Raw genomic sequence first — 14088 nt, forward strand, 5'->3', positions numbered from 1 at the left:
AGCTATTCTCCTTCAGTGTCTGCGGCCGACACCACCGCCGAGCGCTGGCGCTGTAGCTCGGCCGGAAGCCGCTCGTAGACGGAGTCAAATATCTCGTCTGGCTCCGAGTCTGGCATCGCCTCGACGCGCTCGATGGCGTCGTCGACAGCCGCTTCGGCGTCCGCACGGATCTCCTCGTCCGTCTCGTCGTCGAGAAGCCCCTGCTCGCGGAGATACGTCTCGTAGCGCTCCAGCGGATCCGTCGTGCGCCACTCGGGGAGATCCCCTTCGTCGTCGCGATATCGCGACGGGTCGTCGCTGGTCGTGTGCGCGCCGAGGCGGTAGGTCAGGCTCTCGATCAGAACGGGGCCGGTGTCGTGCGCCGTCGCCAGCGCGTCCGCGACGGTCTCGGCGACTGCGATAGGATCTATCCCGTCGACGCGGACGCCCTCGAAGCCGTAGGCGGTCGCCTTCTGTGCGATGGTCTCGCTTGCCGTCTGGCGCTCGCGGGGCAACGAGATGGCCCAGCCGTTGTTCTCACAGCAGAAGACGACCGGCGCGTCGAAGACGCCCGCGACGTTCATCGCCTCGTGGAAATCGCCCTCGCTCGTCGCGCCGTCGCCGAAGAGCGTCAGGATGGCGTGGTCGTCGTCGCGGTACTGGGTGGCCATCCCGAGGCCCACGGCGTGGGGTAACTGGGTCGCGATGGGGACGGCCTGCGGGAAGACCGGAACCTCATGCCCGGACTGGAACTCCGCGTAGCCCTTTCGGAACGCGAACAGGTCGCTCATCGGGACGCCGCGAGCTATCTGGGTAGCGTTCGAGCGGTACGTCGGGACGAGCCAGTCCGTCGCTTCCATGGCGTGGGCGACGCCCACCTGTGTCGCTTCCTGCCCACGGAACGGTGGATAGCCGCTCATCCAGCCACGGCGCTGGAGCGCGAGCGCCCGGTCGTCGAACTGGCGCGCGCGAACCATCTCTCGGTAGAGGTCGACCGCCTCGGCTTCGGTCACCGCTGTCTCCGCGACGTCCCGCTCGCCGATAGCCCGGTGCATACCTCACAGTTGCTCGCTCCCGGCAAAACCGTTACCCCGGTCCCGGGATCGCTCGCCGGTATCCGACAGGACAAAGACCGAGCAGCGACTACCCCGGGTATGGTCGCAGTGAGCACGGTGATCGGCTACGGCATTCTCCTGACCGTCCACACGGCGATTGCGGCGATAGCCACGCGCTTTTTCCGCATCCGGTTGACGACTCGGTGGGGGGCAGCGCTGTACGCGGCGCTTCTCATCCCGTTACTGCTGGTCGTGTCGACGATGCTGCTGAGCGGCCCGTTCGGTATCGGTACCGCGGCGGGCGATCGGACGACCGCTCTGGTCGTCGTTATCGGCATCCCGCTCACGCTCGGTATCGCGATTGATCTGCTCTGGATGCCACATCCCGACGAAGTCGAACTGCCGGACACGACCGGATGAGGGCGCGACTACCGGATACGTCGAACTACTGTATCACAACCCTTTTACTGGATCCCGCAGTAGCACAGGATACAGATGGCAGGTGGCTGCTTTACAGGCCGGGCGCTCGCCCGTAACTAACTACAACTCCCGCCTGCCGATTCTCTCGCTGGTCACCACCGACCAGCCGGAGGTGCACCAATGTCTCAGGATGTAGATTCAGCGGACGAAATATCGGTAGTACTGCCCGACGGTTCCGAACTTAGCGTCGAGCGTGGCGCGACCGTCGAGGACGTCGCCTACGAGATCGGGCCCGGCCTCGGCCGCGACACTGTCGCCGGTCGGATCGACGGGGAACTCGTCTCCAAGCACGAGCCGATCCACGACGACGGCGTCGAGATCGAGATCGTCACCGAGGACTCCGACGAGGCGCTGCGCGTGATGCGCCACTCGGCCTCGCACTGCCTCGCACAGGCCGTCGAACGGCTCTACGACGACGTCCAGCTAGCGATCGGTCCGCCAACCGACGAGGGCTTCTATTACGACTTCGACGATATCGACCTCGACGAGGAGGACCTGGACGAGATCAAAGCCGAGATGGAGGAGATCATCGAGGCCGACTACGACATCGAGCGAGAGGAAGTCTCGATCGAGGAGGCTCGCGAGCGACTCGCGGACCAGCGCTACAAACTCGAACTCCTCGAGGAGTTCGCCGACGAGAACGACACGGTCACGTTCTACAGCCAGGGCGAGTGGGAAGACCTCTGTGCCGGCCCGCACGTCGAGTCGACCGGCGAGATCGGGGCGGTCGACCTGCTGGAGATCGCCGCCGCCTACTGGCGGGGCGACGAGGAGAACCCCATGCAGACTCGCGTCTACGGCACCGCCTTCGAGAGCGAAGCGGAACTGGAGGAGTACCACGAGCGCCAGCGCGAGGCCGAACGCCGTGACCACCGCAAGATCGGTGCGGAGATGGACCTGTTCTCGATCCAGGAGGTCACCGGCCCCGGCCTGCCGCTCTATCACCCACCGGGGAAGACGATCCTGCGCGAACTGGAGTCCTTCGTCGCCGATCTGAACCTCGACGCCGGCTACGAGTACGTCGAGACGCCACACCTGTTCAAGACCGACCTCTGGGAGAAGAGCGGCCACTACGAGAACTATCAGGACGACATGTTCGTCTTTGACGTCGGCGAGGACGAGTACGGTCTCAAGCCGATGAACTGCCCGGGCCACGCCGCAATCTACGACGATAGCTCGTGGTCCTACCGGGACATGCCGATCAAGTACGCCGAGAACGGCAAAGTGTATCGGAAAGAACAGCGTGGCGAACTCTCCGGCCTCTCACGAGTCTGGGCGTTCACCATCGACGACGGTCACCTGTTCGTCCGGCCCGACGACATCCGTCAGGAGGTCGAACAGATCATGGACATGATCGACGACGTGCTCACCACCTTCGATCTGGAGTACGACGTGGCGCTCGCGACCCGGCCCGAGAAGAGCGTCGGAAGCGACGAGATCTGGGACCGCGCCGAGTCACAACTCGAGAGCGTCCTCGAAAGCCGATCGATCGAGTACGACGTCGAAGAGGGCGACGGCGCGTTCTACGGCCCGAAGATCGACTTCGGGTTTGAGGATGCGATCGGTCGCCGCTGGGACGGCCCGACCGTCCAACTCGACTTCAACATGCCCGAGCGCTTCGACCTGTCCTACGTCGGCGAGGACAACGAGGACCACAAGCCGGTGATGATCCACCGCGCGCTCTACGGTAGCTACGAGCGCTTTTTCATGGTGCTCATCGAGCACTTCGCGGGCAACTTCCCGCTGTGGCTCGCCCCCGAGCAGGTCCGCGTCCTGCCGATCAGCGACGCGAACCTCGGCTACGCCCACCGCGTCAAAAACGAGTTCGACGAGTTCCGCGCCGAGGTCGACGACCGCGACAGCACCATCGAGCGCAAGATCCGCGCGGCCCACGACGACCGCGTGCCCTACATGATCATCGTCGGCGACAACGAGGAGGAAGACGGCAACATCTCGGTTCGTGACCGCTTCGAGGACCAGGAGTACGACGTCGAAATCGAGACGTTCCGCGATCACCTGCGCTCCGAACGCGACGAAAAGCGGATCGAACCGGACTTCCTCGCGGACTGACGCTTTTCGGCGAGCCTTTCTCGCGGTCAGTTTACAGGTATGCACGCTGAGAGATCCACGTTCGTGGACATCAGCCCCCCCGTCAGTATCGTAACCACCATACTTGTGGAACCGTGCATAGGTCGTATGAACAGAGCAGAGAAGGCGGCCCTCCAGTTGCGCGCGGTTTCGGTTCTCCGTATGCTCAAGGAGACGCGCACGTACGACGAACTCGCCGAACTCACCGGACTCCCGGCCGGCGATCTCAACCGGTACGTCAACGGTCACGTCCTGCCGAGCGACGACCGTGCCCGAGAGGTCGTCTCCGGCGTCGGCCGCGACGCGCTGGCGGCGGAACTCGAAGACCGCGTTAAAACGGACGAGGAGGGCTACGTCGACAACTCCTCTATCGTCTTCGATCAGTCTTTTCTGGATCTCGCGGCCCCGGTCGCGGCCGAGTCCTTCGAGTTCGACCGGCCGGACGTCGTGCTCACGGCGGCCACCGACGGCATCACGCTTGCGGCCGCCATCGCGAGTTACTACGGCGGGCGCTCGGCCTACGCGAAACAGTCCAAAGAGACCGCGGTCGAGGACTTCATCGAGTCCCGCCAGCGGCTTCAGTCCGGGATCGAACTGACCTACTACCTGCCGGCATGCTCGATCAACGAGGGCGACACCGTGCTGGTCGTCGACGACCTCATCCGCTCGGGCGAGACCCAGGAACTCCTGCTCGATATCGCCGAACGCGCCGGCGCTGAGATCGGCGGCGTCTTCACCCTGATCGCGGTCGGCGACGACGGTATCGAGCGCGCTCGGGAGCGGACCGACGCACCAGTGAGTGCGCTCATCGAGTTCTGATCGCTCTCTCGTAGCGATCTGTCCGCAGTTCTCTCGTACAAATGAAAATACGGAAATGAGGGAGCTGGGATTTGAACCCAGGAACTCCTACGAGACGGGTTCTTAAGACCCGCGCCGTTGGCCTGCTTGGCTACTCCCTCGCTGCGCTCGTAGCTAACTGGCCCGGCGGTTTACAGTCTTGCGGTTGGTCACCGCTCCAGGCTGAGGGTGCCGTCGCCGTGGGGATCGGGTGCGACCTCTTCGCTGGTGCGCCGGTCGATGACGTAGATACAGCCATCGCCCTTGTTCGCCGGGCAGGCCTCCGCCGCGCTGACGTTCTCGTCGAGGTCGTCCTCGCCGATGTAGTAGGATCGGGGGCTTGCCATTCCGCTTTTGATGTCCATCTCCCAGTTACTCGCTACCTCGGCGCATTTGCCCGCGCCGAAACACGCGCTGGCGTCGAAGATGATCTTGTAGGGCTTCTCCTCCGTCGGGGGTGCGTTGCTGTCACCGAACGACGTCGGATCCTGCAGTTCGGCATCCAGATCGCTCATTACTCACTCGAACGAACTGGATCGTCTTTCGGCTTACGGTCCGCGCGGCCCCGTAGCCCGCGCCCGATCCCTAATGAATACCCCAAAACGTTTAATCGCTGACAGTATACTTCCCGTAGTATGTCGATGACCCTGCTGACGGTCGGTGCGGCCCTCCTCCTCGCCGGTAGCGCCTTCGCGTGGGTATCCGAGATACCCATGGCGGGGTCGTGAGTGCGATCAGCGGTGTGAGCTTTATTCTTGGCGTCGTGCTCGGCGACGCCTACGACTGGGCACCGAAAACGGTTGCCGCCGGCGTGTTCACATTTACGGGCGTCTCGATGGTAGTGCTCGGCTGTGCGCTCGGCTTCGGCGACCGGTTCCGGTTGCTCGACGGACTCGGGACTGAGCGACGTGAGAACGCGGCGGAGTCAGGGCGATTCCTCGGCGCGTGGTCGACGGCCCTCGGTGGCTTCGTCGCACTGGTCGGCGTGGCGACCTACCAGACGGTGACGCCCCCGCCGATCTGGTGGGGCTTTGCTATCGCCTGCGTCGTCTTCTCGTGGTGGGCGATGCTCGGAATCCGCCGATCAGTGTCGTAGTGTGCGGTGCTACTCTTCGATCGTGACGGATTCCATGACGGCTTCGCCCTGTGGCTTGTCGTTGCGGTCGGTCGGCAGGTCGGCGATCTCCTCGACGACGTCCATCCCGTCGACGACGCGGCCGAAGACGGAGTGTTTCCCGTCGAGGTGTGGCTGGGCATCCAGCGTAATGAAGAACTGTGAGCCGTTGGTGTCGGGGCCACGGTTCGCCATGGAGAGCACGCCCGCACCGTCGTGCGAGAGGTCGTCGTCGAACTCGTCGTCGAAGGTGTAGCCGGGGCCGCCTCGGCCTGTCCCGGTCGGGTCGCCGGTCTGGACCATGAAGTCGTCGATGACGCGGTGGAACTCCACGTCGTCGTACAGCGGTTCGTCCTCGACCGTCTCGCCGCTTTCGGGGTCTTCCCACTCCTTCTCGCCGGTGGCGAGGCCAACGAAGTTCTCGACCGTGTTCGGTTTTTCTCGTCGTACAGTTCGACTTCGATGTCGCCGCGGTTCGTGTGGATCGTCGCAGTCAGATCGCTCATACCTCTTTGGAGGGGCGTCGGCGTCAAAAAGGCTTGTAGTCGCCCCCGAGAACGGGTCGGGTATGCCGAGGTTAGTCCACCTGCACCGGTTCCGCCTCGAACCGCTCCGCCGTGGCTCGCCACCGCCAGGAGCCCACGAACGGCCCGCCGTCCATGGCGACGATAACGTACGATTTTCCCGGCCAGGCAGCGTGTTTCCGATCCGTCTCGCTCGGAGCCGTCGGGCCCCTCGGATGCGAGTGGTAGAACCCGACGATGGACTTGCCGGCCGCTTCGATCCGCTCGAACAGCGCCAACTGTTGTTCGGGATCGATCAAATACTCGGCTCGTGGCTGCTCCGCGACGTTTTCGGTCGGATGCCGGGACGTCACCCGAGCACGGTCCTCGTCGACGTGTCCGCCGAGGATGCCGCAGGCCTCGTTCGGTGCAGCCGCTCGCGCGTGGTCGATCAGTCCGTCGTAGACCGACCGTTCGAGTTCGATCACGGCTCTCTTGGGGTGGCGTCGTGGAGCCGTTCGAAAGACGAGACGACGTCGTCCGAGGGCATATCGACGATGTCCGGGTGAAGCACGCCCGCGAGGGCTTCGAGCGTGTCGACGAGACGCGGGCCCGGCCTGTTGACGTAGTTGTGGCCGTCCATCGCGTGGACGCGACCCTGCCTCACTGCACGGAGGTCCTCCCAGCCGGGCCGCTCTGTCAGGTCGGTTCGGTTCTCGGCTGTCTGGTCGAGTTCAGAGCCACAGGGGGCCGCGATCAGGACGTCCGGATCGTACTCGCGGATCTGTCGCCACTCGCGCGGCGTCGACCGGTCGCCCGGATCGGCGAGGCCGTACTCGCCGCCGGCCCACTCGATTATTTCGGGTACCCAGTGGCCCGCAACCATCACCGGGTCGAGCCAGTCGAGGATGGCGACTTCGGGGCGCTCCTCGACCTCGGCCGTTGCGGTCCGGACGCGCTCGATTCGGGCCTCCAGATCGGCGACCAGTTCGGCGGCCCGCTCGCCGCGTCCAGTCGCCTCGCCAACCGTCTCGATGTCGTCGAGCACGTCGCCGACGCTGTGGGGGTCGGTCGTCAGTATCTCGGAGTTGGCGTCGATATCCGCCACCGCGTCCTCGACGAGCACCTCGTCGACCGCACAGACGTCACAGATCCCCTGCGTGACGATGAGGTCCGGGTCGGCCTGCTCCAGCGCCTCGACGTCGATGCCGTAGACGCCGCCGTGTTCGCGCTCGGCTTCGAGTACCTGCGCGTCTATCTCTCCGCTGCTCGCCTCCGGATCGACGTGTGCGTAGTTGATCGATGGCTGCTCGGCCGCCTCGGGCGGCACGTCACACTCGTGGGAGACGCCGACTGGCTCGATACCGAGGGCGTAACAGATCTCCGTCGCGGAGGGAAGCAAGGAGACGACGTTCATCGAATCCACGTATGGGGTCGGACGGCTAAACGCTGACGCCGGACAGGTCCCCTGCTCAGACGTCGTATAGCTCGCCGAACTTCTCCTCGGCGTACTCGACGAAGTAATCGGCGGTGAACGCCTCGCCGGTCGCTTCCTCGATCAGGTCGTCGGTGGTGTACAGCGAGCCATGGCCGTGGACGTTCTCGTTGAGATACGTCATGATCTCGTCGAACTCGCCGTCACGAACCAGCGCGTCGACATCCAGTTCGTCGCGCATCGTCGCGTCTATCTGGGCGGCCAGCACGCTCCCCAGCGAGTAGGTCGGGAAATAGCCGAAACTGCCGTGGCTCCAGTGGATATCCTGCAGACAGCCCTCGGCGTCGGTTTCGGGCCGGATCCCGAGATACTCCTCGTACTTGTCGTTCCAGACCTCGGGGACGTCCTCCACTGCGAGGTCGCCGCTGATCAGCGCCTGCTCGACCTCGTAGCGGATGATGATGTGCATGTGGTAGGTCAGTTCGTCCGCTTCGACCCGGATCAGGTTGTCGTCGTACACCTGATTCGCGGCCTCGTAGGCGTCCTCCACAGTGACGTCCTCAGCTGAGGGAACTGGGCCTTCATATCCGGAAGGATCAGCTCCCAGAACGCTTTCGTGCGGCCGACGTGGTTCTCCCAGAATCGAGACTGGGACTCGTGGACCGAGAGGTCACGCGACTGGCCCAGCGGCGTCCCGTAGTGCTCGTCAGGCAGTCCCTGCGTGTAGGTGGCGTGGCCGAACTCGTGGATCGTGCTCGTTAGTGCGCCGAGCGGGTCGGTCTCGTTGAAGCGCGTCGTGACGCGCGCGTCGAACTGCGTCCCCGAGGAAAACGGATGGGGCGCGGTGTCGAGGCGTCCGCGGTCCCAGTCGTAGCCCAGTTCGTCGAGCACGTCGCGGACGAACGACTCCTGTTCGTCTTCGGGGAACTCCCCCGCAAACGCGTCCGTCGCCAGGTCGGCCTCGGAGTCGGCGATGTCGTCGATCAGGGGCACTAGCTCCTCTTTGAGACGCGTCAGGACGCGGTCGGCCGTGTCCAGGTCGAGATATGGCTCGTACTCCGCGAAGAGGACGGCGTAGGGGTCAGCGTCGGGGTCGACGTGTTCGGCGTACTCGCGCTTGAGTTCGACCAACGTTTCGAGCGTCGGCGCGAAGATAGAGAAGTCGTTTTCCTCCTTCGCTTGCTTCCACTTGGGATGGGCCTCGCTGGTCGTCCGGGATATCTCCTCGACCAGTTCGGTGGGGACGCTCGTCGCCCGGTCGTGCTCCCGGCGGACCTCGCGTATCACCGCGGCCTGCTCGTCGTCGAGTTCGGCGTCTTCGAGCGCATCCAGATGATCGGCGGTCTCCTCGTCGGTCAGTAGTTCGTGGCTGACCGCCGAAAGTGCGGATAGCTGTTGCGAGCGAGCGGGTGTCCCGCCTTCGGGCATCATGACCTCCTGATCCCACCCGAGGACGCCTGCGGCGTTCCCCACGTTGGTGTACCGTTGGACCCGTTCGAGAAACGCCTCGTACTCTGCCGGCTCAGTCTCGGAGGCTGCATCCGTTGCCATACCCGTTTATTCGTGTCATCGCCTATCAATCTCCTGCTACCGGCGGTTCGCTCTAACCGGTTTGTCTCTAAAACGTATTGATTACCCTCGGATCTCTGCTGGTAGGAGAGTTTTCCGTACCAATAGCTCAGGCTATACCCGCTCCCATCCATCGATCATCGTCTCCGCCCGTCGACTATGCCGAGGATTACTATGTGGCTCACTGGATTGGAACTTATTAATGGAGAGCGACGCCGTTACAGAGTACCAGATCCGTCAGTATCGTCCGGCCGACCGCGACGGCGTCCTTGCCCTCGACTCTCTGGTGTGGGACCGTGACCGTGGGGGCGAGTGGTTCGACTGGAAGTACCAGCAGAACCCGTACGTCGATCACACTCCCCTGTTTGTCGTCCGGAAAGACGGCGATGTCGTCGGCGCGCGCCCCTTCATGCCGTTCGAGATCCGGGTCGACGATCACACTGTACTGGCGCTACAGCCGACGGATACGATGGTCCATCCGGACCACCGTCGTCAGGGCCTGTTCACCCGGATGACCGAACGCGCCATCGAGTACTACGAGGACACCGATGTCGACCTGTACTTCAATTTCCCGAACGGGATCTCTCGTCCGGGATACGAGCGCCTCGGCTGGCGACGGATCGACCGGAAACGGACGCACTATCGCGTGCAACACCCCGAGTCGCTCGCAACCGAGTACATCGATAGCCCGCCGGCGAGGGCAGGTGCCGTGCTTGTCGGGCCGCTGCTCAGACGGTACTATGACCGCCGCAGTGGGGCCGACGACAGACTGGACGATATCACCGTCGAGTCGCGGCCCGGCCTCGACGTCGACAAACTCGTCCGACTGTACGAACGCCGGCAGCCAGCGGGATTTCACGCCTACCGGACGCGACGGTTCTACGAGTGGCGGTTTGCCAGTCCGGTCTGGGTTCGGTCGACGTACGTGGCGACCGTCGATGGGGAGCCAGTAGTTGCCCTCATCGCACGAACACGGCGGACGAACGATGCCGTAACGATCACGCAGATTGGCGAAGTGGTGCCGATGACCGGCGGGATGCGGTGGCGAAGCGGCCTCTCGGCGACGCTCGAAGCCGTACTGGCCGATCACCTGAGTTCGGACGTCGTCGCCATCTCGGGGACGGTGATCCCGTACGATCTGTTGCTCACCTACGGGTTTCTTCCGGACGACCGACTCCCGATCTCGCTGGTCTCTGGCCACCGCTGTACGCTGGTCGCGCGACCGGCCGACGGGGTCTCGTGGTCCATCGGCGACCGCCCCCTCGACGAGGCAGCATACTGGCAACTGACGTACGCCGAGCGCGATACGACATGAGTTCTCCGGCATGCTCTCAGATTGCGAGGCAGTTATAGACCGATCACGGGTGCACATTCACGTCACAGACCTCTCTGCTTTTCTTTCATAAGCAAGTCTTTATTTACAATGGGACAGTAAGTGGTAAACATGAACCGGCGAGTGGGGGGATTCGCGCTTGTAGCGGTGCTGGCGTTGCTTCCTTCAGTGGCTGCTGCGCAGGGTGTACCGACCGATTCGGTCGTCGAACTGACGCTGTTCGAGCGAGTCGCCATCCAGACGAGCGTCGTCACGTTCATGGGTGTCGCCGTCCTCGCCCTCTTGCCACACTGGTGTTCACCTGCCATCAGGACTGCCCGTTCGAGCGTGTTCGTCTCCTCGCTGTTCGGTATCGCTGTCGCGGTACTGCTGGCGCTGCTCGGGGCCTCGGCATGGGTCTTCTCGCAGATCATGCTGGGTTGGTAGCCGCCTATCCGCTTGCACTGCTCGTCCTCGGCACGACCTTCATCGCCCAGGCAATCGGCTTTATTGCCTTCGGGAACGCCATCGTTGCCCGCTTTGGCGTCGACCACGACTGGGTCGGCCTGCTCGTGGGCGTGGCGCTGGCGGCGGTGCTGGCGTTGGTTCCCTACGCCGGCGCACCGGTCGTACTCTTGATCACAATCGTTGGACTGGGCGGGATGACCCGGACGGCGCTCGGCAGCGGCAAACGCACGGAGCGCGAACAGAGCATGCCGCCCGCCCACCGACTCTGAGCGATCCCGGCCGCTCCTTGAAACCCTTTTCACCACGGGGAGCAAAGCGACCCTATGAACGTTGTACCGGACACAAGCGTGGTCATCGACGGCCGCGTGTCCGACCACGTCGAAGACGGGAAGTTCGCCGGGGCGACGATTTCGATACCCGAAGCAGTCGTCGCGGAGCTAGAAGCACAGGCTAACGACGGCGTCGAAAGCGGCTGGGACGGGCTTTCTGAGCTCCAGCGTCTCGCCGAGTTCGCCGACGAGGGCGAGATAACGCTCGAATACGTCGGCGAGCGGCCGGACGCGGTCGAGCGCGGTCACGCCACCGAGGGCGAAATCGACGCGCTGATCCGCGATCTGGCCGACGACATGGGTGCGACCTTCGTCACCAGCGATATCGTCCAGAGCGAAGTCGCCGAGGCGAAAGGGCTCGACGTCGAGTATATCGCCCCGCGCGTCGAGGACGTCGGCGAACTCACGATCGAGGAGTATTTCGACGATCTGACGATGAGCGTCCACCTCAAGACGGGCGTCGTGCCGATGGCCAAACGCGGTGAGATCGGCGAGATGCACTACGAGGAGATCCGCGACGAGGTTCTCTCCGAGGCGCGAATGAAAGAGTACGTCGACGAGATCGAAAACTCGGCCAAGGAGTCGCCCGAGGGCTTCATCGAACTCTCCGAACCGGGGATGACGATCGTCCAGTTCCGGGATTACCGGATCTCCCTTGCCCGGCCGCCGTTCTCGGACGGGATCGAGATTACCGCCGTGCGCCCCATCGTCCAGACCGATCTGGACGACTACGAGTACGACGACGAACTGCGTAACCGGCTACTCGAACAACAGCGCGGCGTCCTGATCTCCGGTTCGCCCGGCGCGGGGAAGTCCACCTTCGCGCAGGCGGTGGCCCGGTTCCTCTCGGGCAGCGACTACTCGGTCAAGACGATGGAGAAACCGCGGGACCTGCAGGTCGGCCCGGAGATCACCCAGTACACCGAACTCAACGACCAGATGTCGTTGACGGCCGACTCACTGCTGATGGTCCGCCCCGACTACACCATCTACGACGAGGTCCGCAAAACCGACGACTTCGAGGTGTTCGCGGACATGCGACTGGCCGGCGTCGGCATGATCGGCGTCGTCCACGCGACCCGCGCCATCGACGCGCTCCAGCGACTCGTCGGCCGGGTCGAACTCGGGATGATCCCGCAGGTCGTCGACACCGTCGTCTACATCGAGGCCGGCGAGGTCCACACCGTCTACGACGTGACGACCGAAGTCAAGGTCCCTCACGGCCTGATGGAGGAAGACCTCGCGCGGCCGGTCATCGTCATCAACGACTTCGAGACGGGCGAACCCGCCTACGAGATCTACACCTTCAATCGGCAGGTCGTCACGGTCCCGCTCAACGACGAGGAGGAAGAAGAGTCCACCGGCGTCGACCGGATCGCACGCCAGGAGATCGAACGGGAGATCCGCTCGATCGCACAGGGCCACGTCGACGTCGACCTCAAGAGCCCCAACACGGCGGTCGTCTACGTCGAGGATCAGGACATCTCCACGGTCATCGGCAAAGGTGGTGGCCGCATCCAGGACGTCGAGAACCGCCTGGGAATCGATATCGACGTGCGCACCCACGACGAGAAGCCAAACAGTAGCCCCAACGAAAGCGGCGACGCGGGCGGCACCACACCCGCCGCCTCGGACCGATCAGGACAGATCGTCAAGCCCGAGATCACCTCGCGCCACATCGTGATTCCGGTCGACGGCGAGGCCGGCGAGACGGTCGAAGTCGAAGCGGACGGCGAGTACCTCTTCACCGCGACGGTAGGCCGCGGCGGCGAAGTGCAGGTCTCGCGGGGAAGCGCCATTGCGGAGGAGCTGGAGTTGGCAATCGACCGCAAACAGCAGATCACGGTTACGCCGTCCTGAACGGTCGGCGCATGATCGTCGCGCGGTAGGGCAGTCCGAACAGGCTGATGATGCGGTCGCCCGTCTTCTCGAAGCCCATCGACCGGTAGAACCGTCTGGCGTCGTCGTTTTCGGCAAGCGCCTCGACGAGCACTGCGTCGGCATCGTCGCGAACGGTATCGAAGCCTGCCTCGACAAGCCGTGACCCCATCCCCCCGCGCCAGTGATTGGGCGCAACGTACAGTGACTGTAACTGGACCTCGTCGTCTTCGGGCGAGACGAAGGCGTGCGTCTCGGAGCCGGTAGCGAACTGGCCCTCGCCGACTACCTCGCCGTCGACGAGCGCGACCAGAAAGTCCATATCGTCGCTTTCGAGTGCGTACTCCAGCGACTCGATCGGCTGGAACCGCTCCTCGTCGGCGATGAAGGCGAGCGCGTCCGGCGGAAGGAGGTCGCCGTAGGCGACGCGCCACGAGTCGCTGACGAGCCGCTGGACCGCACGCAGATCCTCCCGTCGCGCCGGTCTGACCTTGACTCCCATCGTCTCTCGATTGGGTGTGAAGCCGGAAATATCACCGGCCGCCGTCGTCTCATACAGTCACCTGTTGGGGTCGTAGAACTCCAGATTGCGTGCACTGAAGACGCCGAAGGCCGTCAGGTAGCCGATCCCACCCAGCACGACCAGTCGGCCGGTACTGCCGAGACCGACCAGGCCCACAGTCTGTGCGGTTAGCCCAGTTGCGAGCAGACAGACGGCGAAGATGATGGCTCCGTCTGCGAGCATCCCGCCGATCCCCTTTGTTTCCTGATACTCCCTGAACGGGAACCCGCCAGTTGCCAGCGCGCCGAAAAAGACGACCGGGACGACGATCAGCGAGAGTCCGATAGCGTCCGCTGTCGCGGGCGTGATTCCGTAAGGAAGACTCGCCGAGATGGCCGCGTACGACAGCGACGCAAGCACCATTGCGATGATGGTGACGACGAGCCCTCGCAGACGAAACCGGTTCATGGCCATGGCTGTTCGCCGGACGGTCTTAAAAACCGGCGTCTCGAATCCCAACCGGAAGGCGGCTTGCCGGC

The 14088-nt window shown here is 64.0% G+C and carries 14 protein-coding genes, 1 tRNA gene and 2 pseudogenes; 8 read left to right on the plus strand and 9 right to left on the minus strand.

The genetic code is table 11. The annotated features are described in order from the left end of the window. Nucleotides 1-2: 2 nt before the first annotated feature. A complete protein-coding gene (gene pdhA, locus ACFQL3_RS02570; protein WP_377051111.1) occupies nucleotides 3-1034 on the minus strand; it encodes a pyruvate dehydrogenase (acetyl-transferring) E1 component subunit alpha in 1032 nt (343 codons plus the stop codon). Between the two features lie 99 nt (nucleotides 1035-1133). Between pdhA and ACFQL3_RS02575 the strand changes: the two genes are divergently transcribed. From ACFQL3_RS02575 to ACFQL3_RS02585, 3 genes are all read left to right on the plus strand, one after another. Beyond that, the gene (locus ACFQL3_RS02575) at nucleotides 1134-1454 is read left to right on the plus strand and encodes a hypothetical protein (RefSeq protein WP_377051113.1); all 321 of its coding nucleotides are present in this window, start codon (nucleotides 1134-1136) and stop codon (nucleotides 1452-1454) included. Nucleotides 1455-1634: 180 nt separating this feature from the next. Continuing rightward, the gene (thrS, locus tag ACFQL3_RS02580) at nucleotides 1635-3584 is read left to right on the plus strand and encodes a threonine--tRNA ligase (protein WP_377051116.1); all 1950 of its coding nucleotides are present in this window, start codon (nucleotides 1635-1637) and stop codon (nucleotides 3582-3584) included. 126 nt (nucleotides 3585-3710) lie between these two features. Beyond that, a complete protein-coding gene (locus ACFQL3_RS02585; protein WP_377051118.1) occupies nucleotides 3711-4421 on the plus strand; it encodes a phosphoribosyltransferase family protein in 711 nt (236 codons plus the stop codon). Between the two features lie 56 nt (nucleotides 4422-4477). On the opposite strand, the gene ACFQL3_RS02590 is transcribed toward ACFQL3_RS02585, so the two are convergent. Continuing rightward, nucleotides 4478-4561 (minus strand) — tRNA-Leu (locus ACFQL3_RS02590). 48 nt (nucleotides 4562-4609) lie between these two features. Continuing rightward, a complete protein-coding gene (locus ACFQL3_RS02595) occupies nucleotides 4610-4954 on the minus strand; it encodes a ferredoxin (protein ID WP_377051120.1) in 345 nt (114 codons plus the stop codon). A gap of 209 nt (nucleotides 4955-5163) precedes the next feature. Between ACFQL3_RS02595 and ACFQL3_RS02600 the strand changes: the two genes are divergently transcribed. Then, nucleotides 5164-5535: a hypothetical protein gene (locus tag ACFQL3_RS02600; protein WP_377051122.1), complete on the plus strand. Its 372-nt coding sequence runs from the start codon at nucleotides 5164-5166 to the stop codon at nucleotides 5533-5535. A gap of 9 nt (nucleotides 5536-5544) precedes the next feature. Here ACFQL3_RS02600 and ACFQL3_RS02605 read toward each other — a convergent pair. The 4 genes and pseudogenes from ACFQL3_RS02605 to ACFQL3_RS02620 form a co-directional block, all read right to left on the minus strand. Continuing rightward, nucleotides 5545-6059: pseudogene (locus ACFQL3_RS02605) on the minus strand (peptidylprolyl isomerase). Between the two features lie 71 nt (nucleotides 6060-6130). Continuing rightward, a complete protein-coding gene (locus tag ACFQL3_RS02610; protein ID WP_377051124.1) occupies nucleotides 6131-6544 on the minus strand; it encodes a desampylase in 414 nt (137 codons plus the stop codon). Then, nucleotides 6541-7473: a cobalamin-binding protein gene (locus ACFQL3_RS02615; protein ID WP_377051126.1), complete on the minus strand. Its 933-nt coding sequence runs from the start codon at nucleotides 7471-7473 to the stop codon at nucleotides 6541-6543. The genes ACFQL3_RS02610 and ACFQL3_RS02615 overlap by 4 nt, the downstream gene beginning before the upstream one ends. 55 nt (nucleotides 7474-7528) lie before the next feature. Next, nucleotides 7529-9042: pseudogene (locus ACFQL3_RS02620) on the minus strand (carboxypeptidase M32). Between the two features lie 220 nt (nucleotides 9043-9262). On the opposite strand from ACFQL3_RS02620, the gene ACFQL3_RS02625 reads away from it, so the two are divergent. The 4 genes from ACFQL3_RS02625 (at nucleotide 9263) to ACFQL3_RS02640 (ending at nucleotide 13029) form a co-directional block, all read left to right on the plus strand. Beyond that, nucleotides 9263-10375 carry a GNAT family N-acetyltransferase gene (locus ACFQL3_RS02625; RefSeq protein WP_377051128.1) on the plus strand — a complete coding sequence of 371 codons (1113 nt, stop codon included), beginning with the start codon at nucleotides 9263-9265 and terminating at the stop codon, nucleotides 10373-10375. 129 nt (nucleotides 10376-10504) lie between these two features. After that, nucleotides 10505-10819: a hypothetical protein gene (locus tag ACFQL3_RS02630; RefSeq protein WP_377051130.1), complete on the plus strand. Its 315-nt coding sequence runs from the start codon at nucleotides 10505-10507 to the stop codon at nucleotides 10817-10819. Continuing rightward, nucleotides 10786-11109, plus strand: a complete 324-nt coding sequence (locus tag ACFQL3_RS02635; protein ID WP_377051132.1) for a hypothetical protein — start codon at nucleotides 10786-10788, stop codon at nucleotides 11107-11109. Before ACFQL3_RS02630 ends, ACFQL3_RS02635 begins: the two co-directional genes overlap by 34 nt. Before the next feature lie 54 nt (nucleotides 11110-11163). After that, nucleotides 11164-13029: a PINc/VapC family ATPase gene (locus ACFQL3_RS02640; protein ID WP_377051134.1), complete on the plus strand. Its 1866-nt coding sequence runs from the start codon at nucleotides 11164-11166 to the stop codon at nucleotides 13027-13029. Here ACFQL3_RS02640 and ACFQL3_RS02645 read toward each other — a convergent pair. Together ACFQL3_RS02645 and ACFQL3_RS02650 are read right to left on the minus strand one after the other, a co-directional pair. Continuing rightward, on the minus strand, nucleotides 13016-13549 hold the full coding sequence (locus ACFQL3_RS02645) for a GNAT family N-acetyltransferase (protein WP_377051136.1): 534 nt from the start codon (nucleotides 13547-13549) through the stop codon (nucleotides 13016-13018). The two genes, ACFQL3_RS02640 and ACFQL3_RS02645, sit on opposite strands and share 14 nt — an antisense overlap. Nucleotides 13550-13606: 57 nt before the next feature. Continuing rightward, a complete protein-coding gene (locus ACFQL3_RS02650) occupies nucleotides 13607-14017 on the minus strand; it encodes a hypothetical protein (RefSeq protein ID WP_377051138.1) in 411 nt (136 codons plus the stop codon). Between the last annotated feature and the right edge of the window lie 71 nt (nucleotides 14018-14088).

This window comes from Natronoarchaeum sp. GCM10025321 (assembly GCF_042663585.1).
In the GTDB taxonomy this organism is placed as follows: Archaea; Halobacteriota; Halobacteria; order Halobacteriales; family Natronoarchaeaceae; genus Natranaeroarchaeum.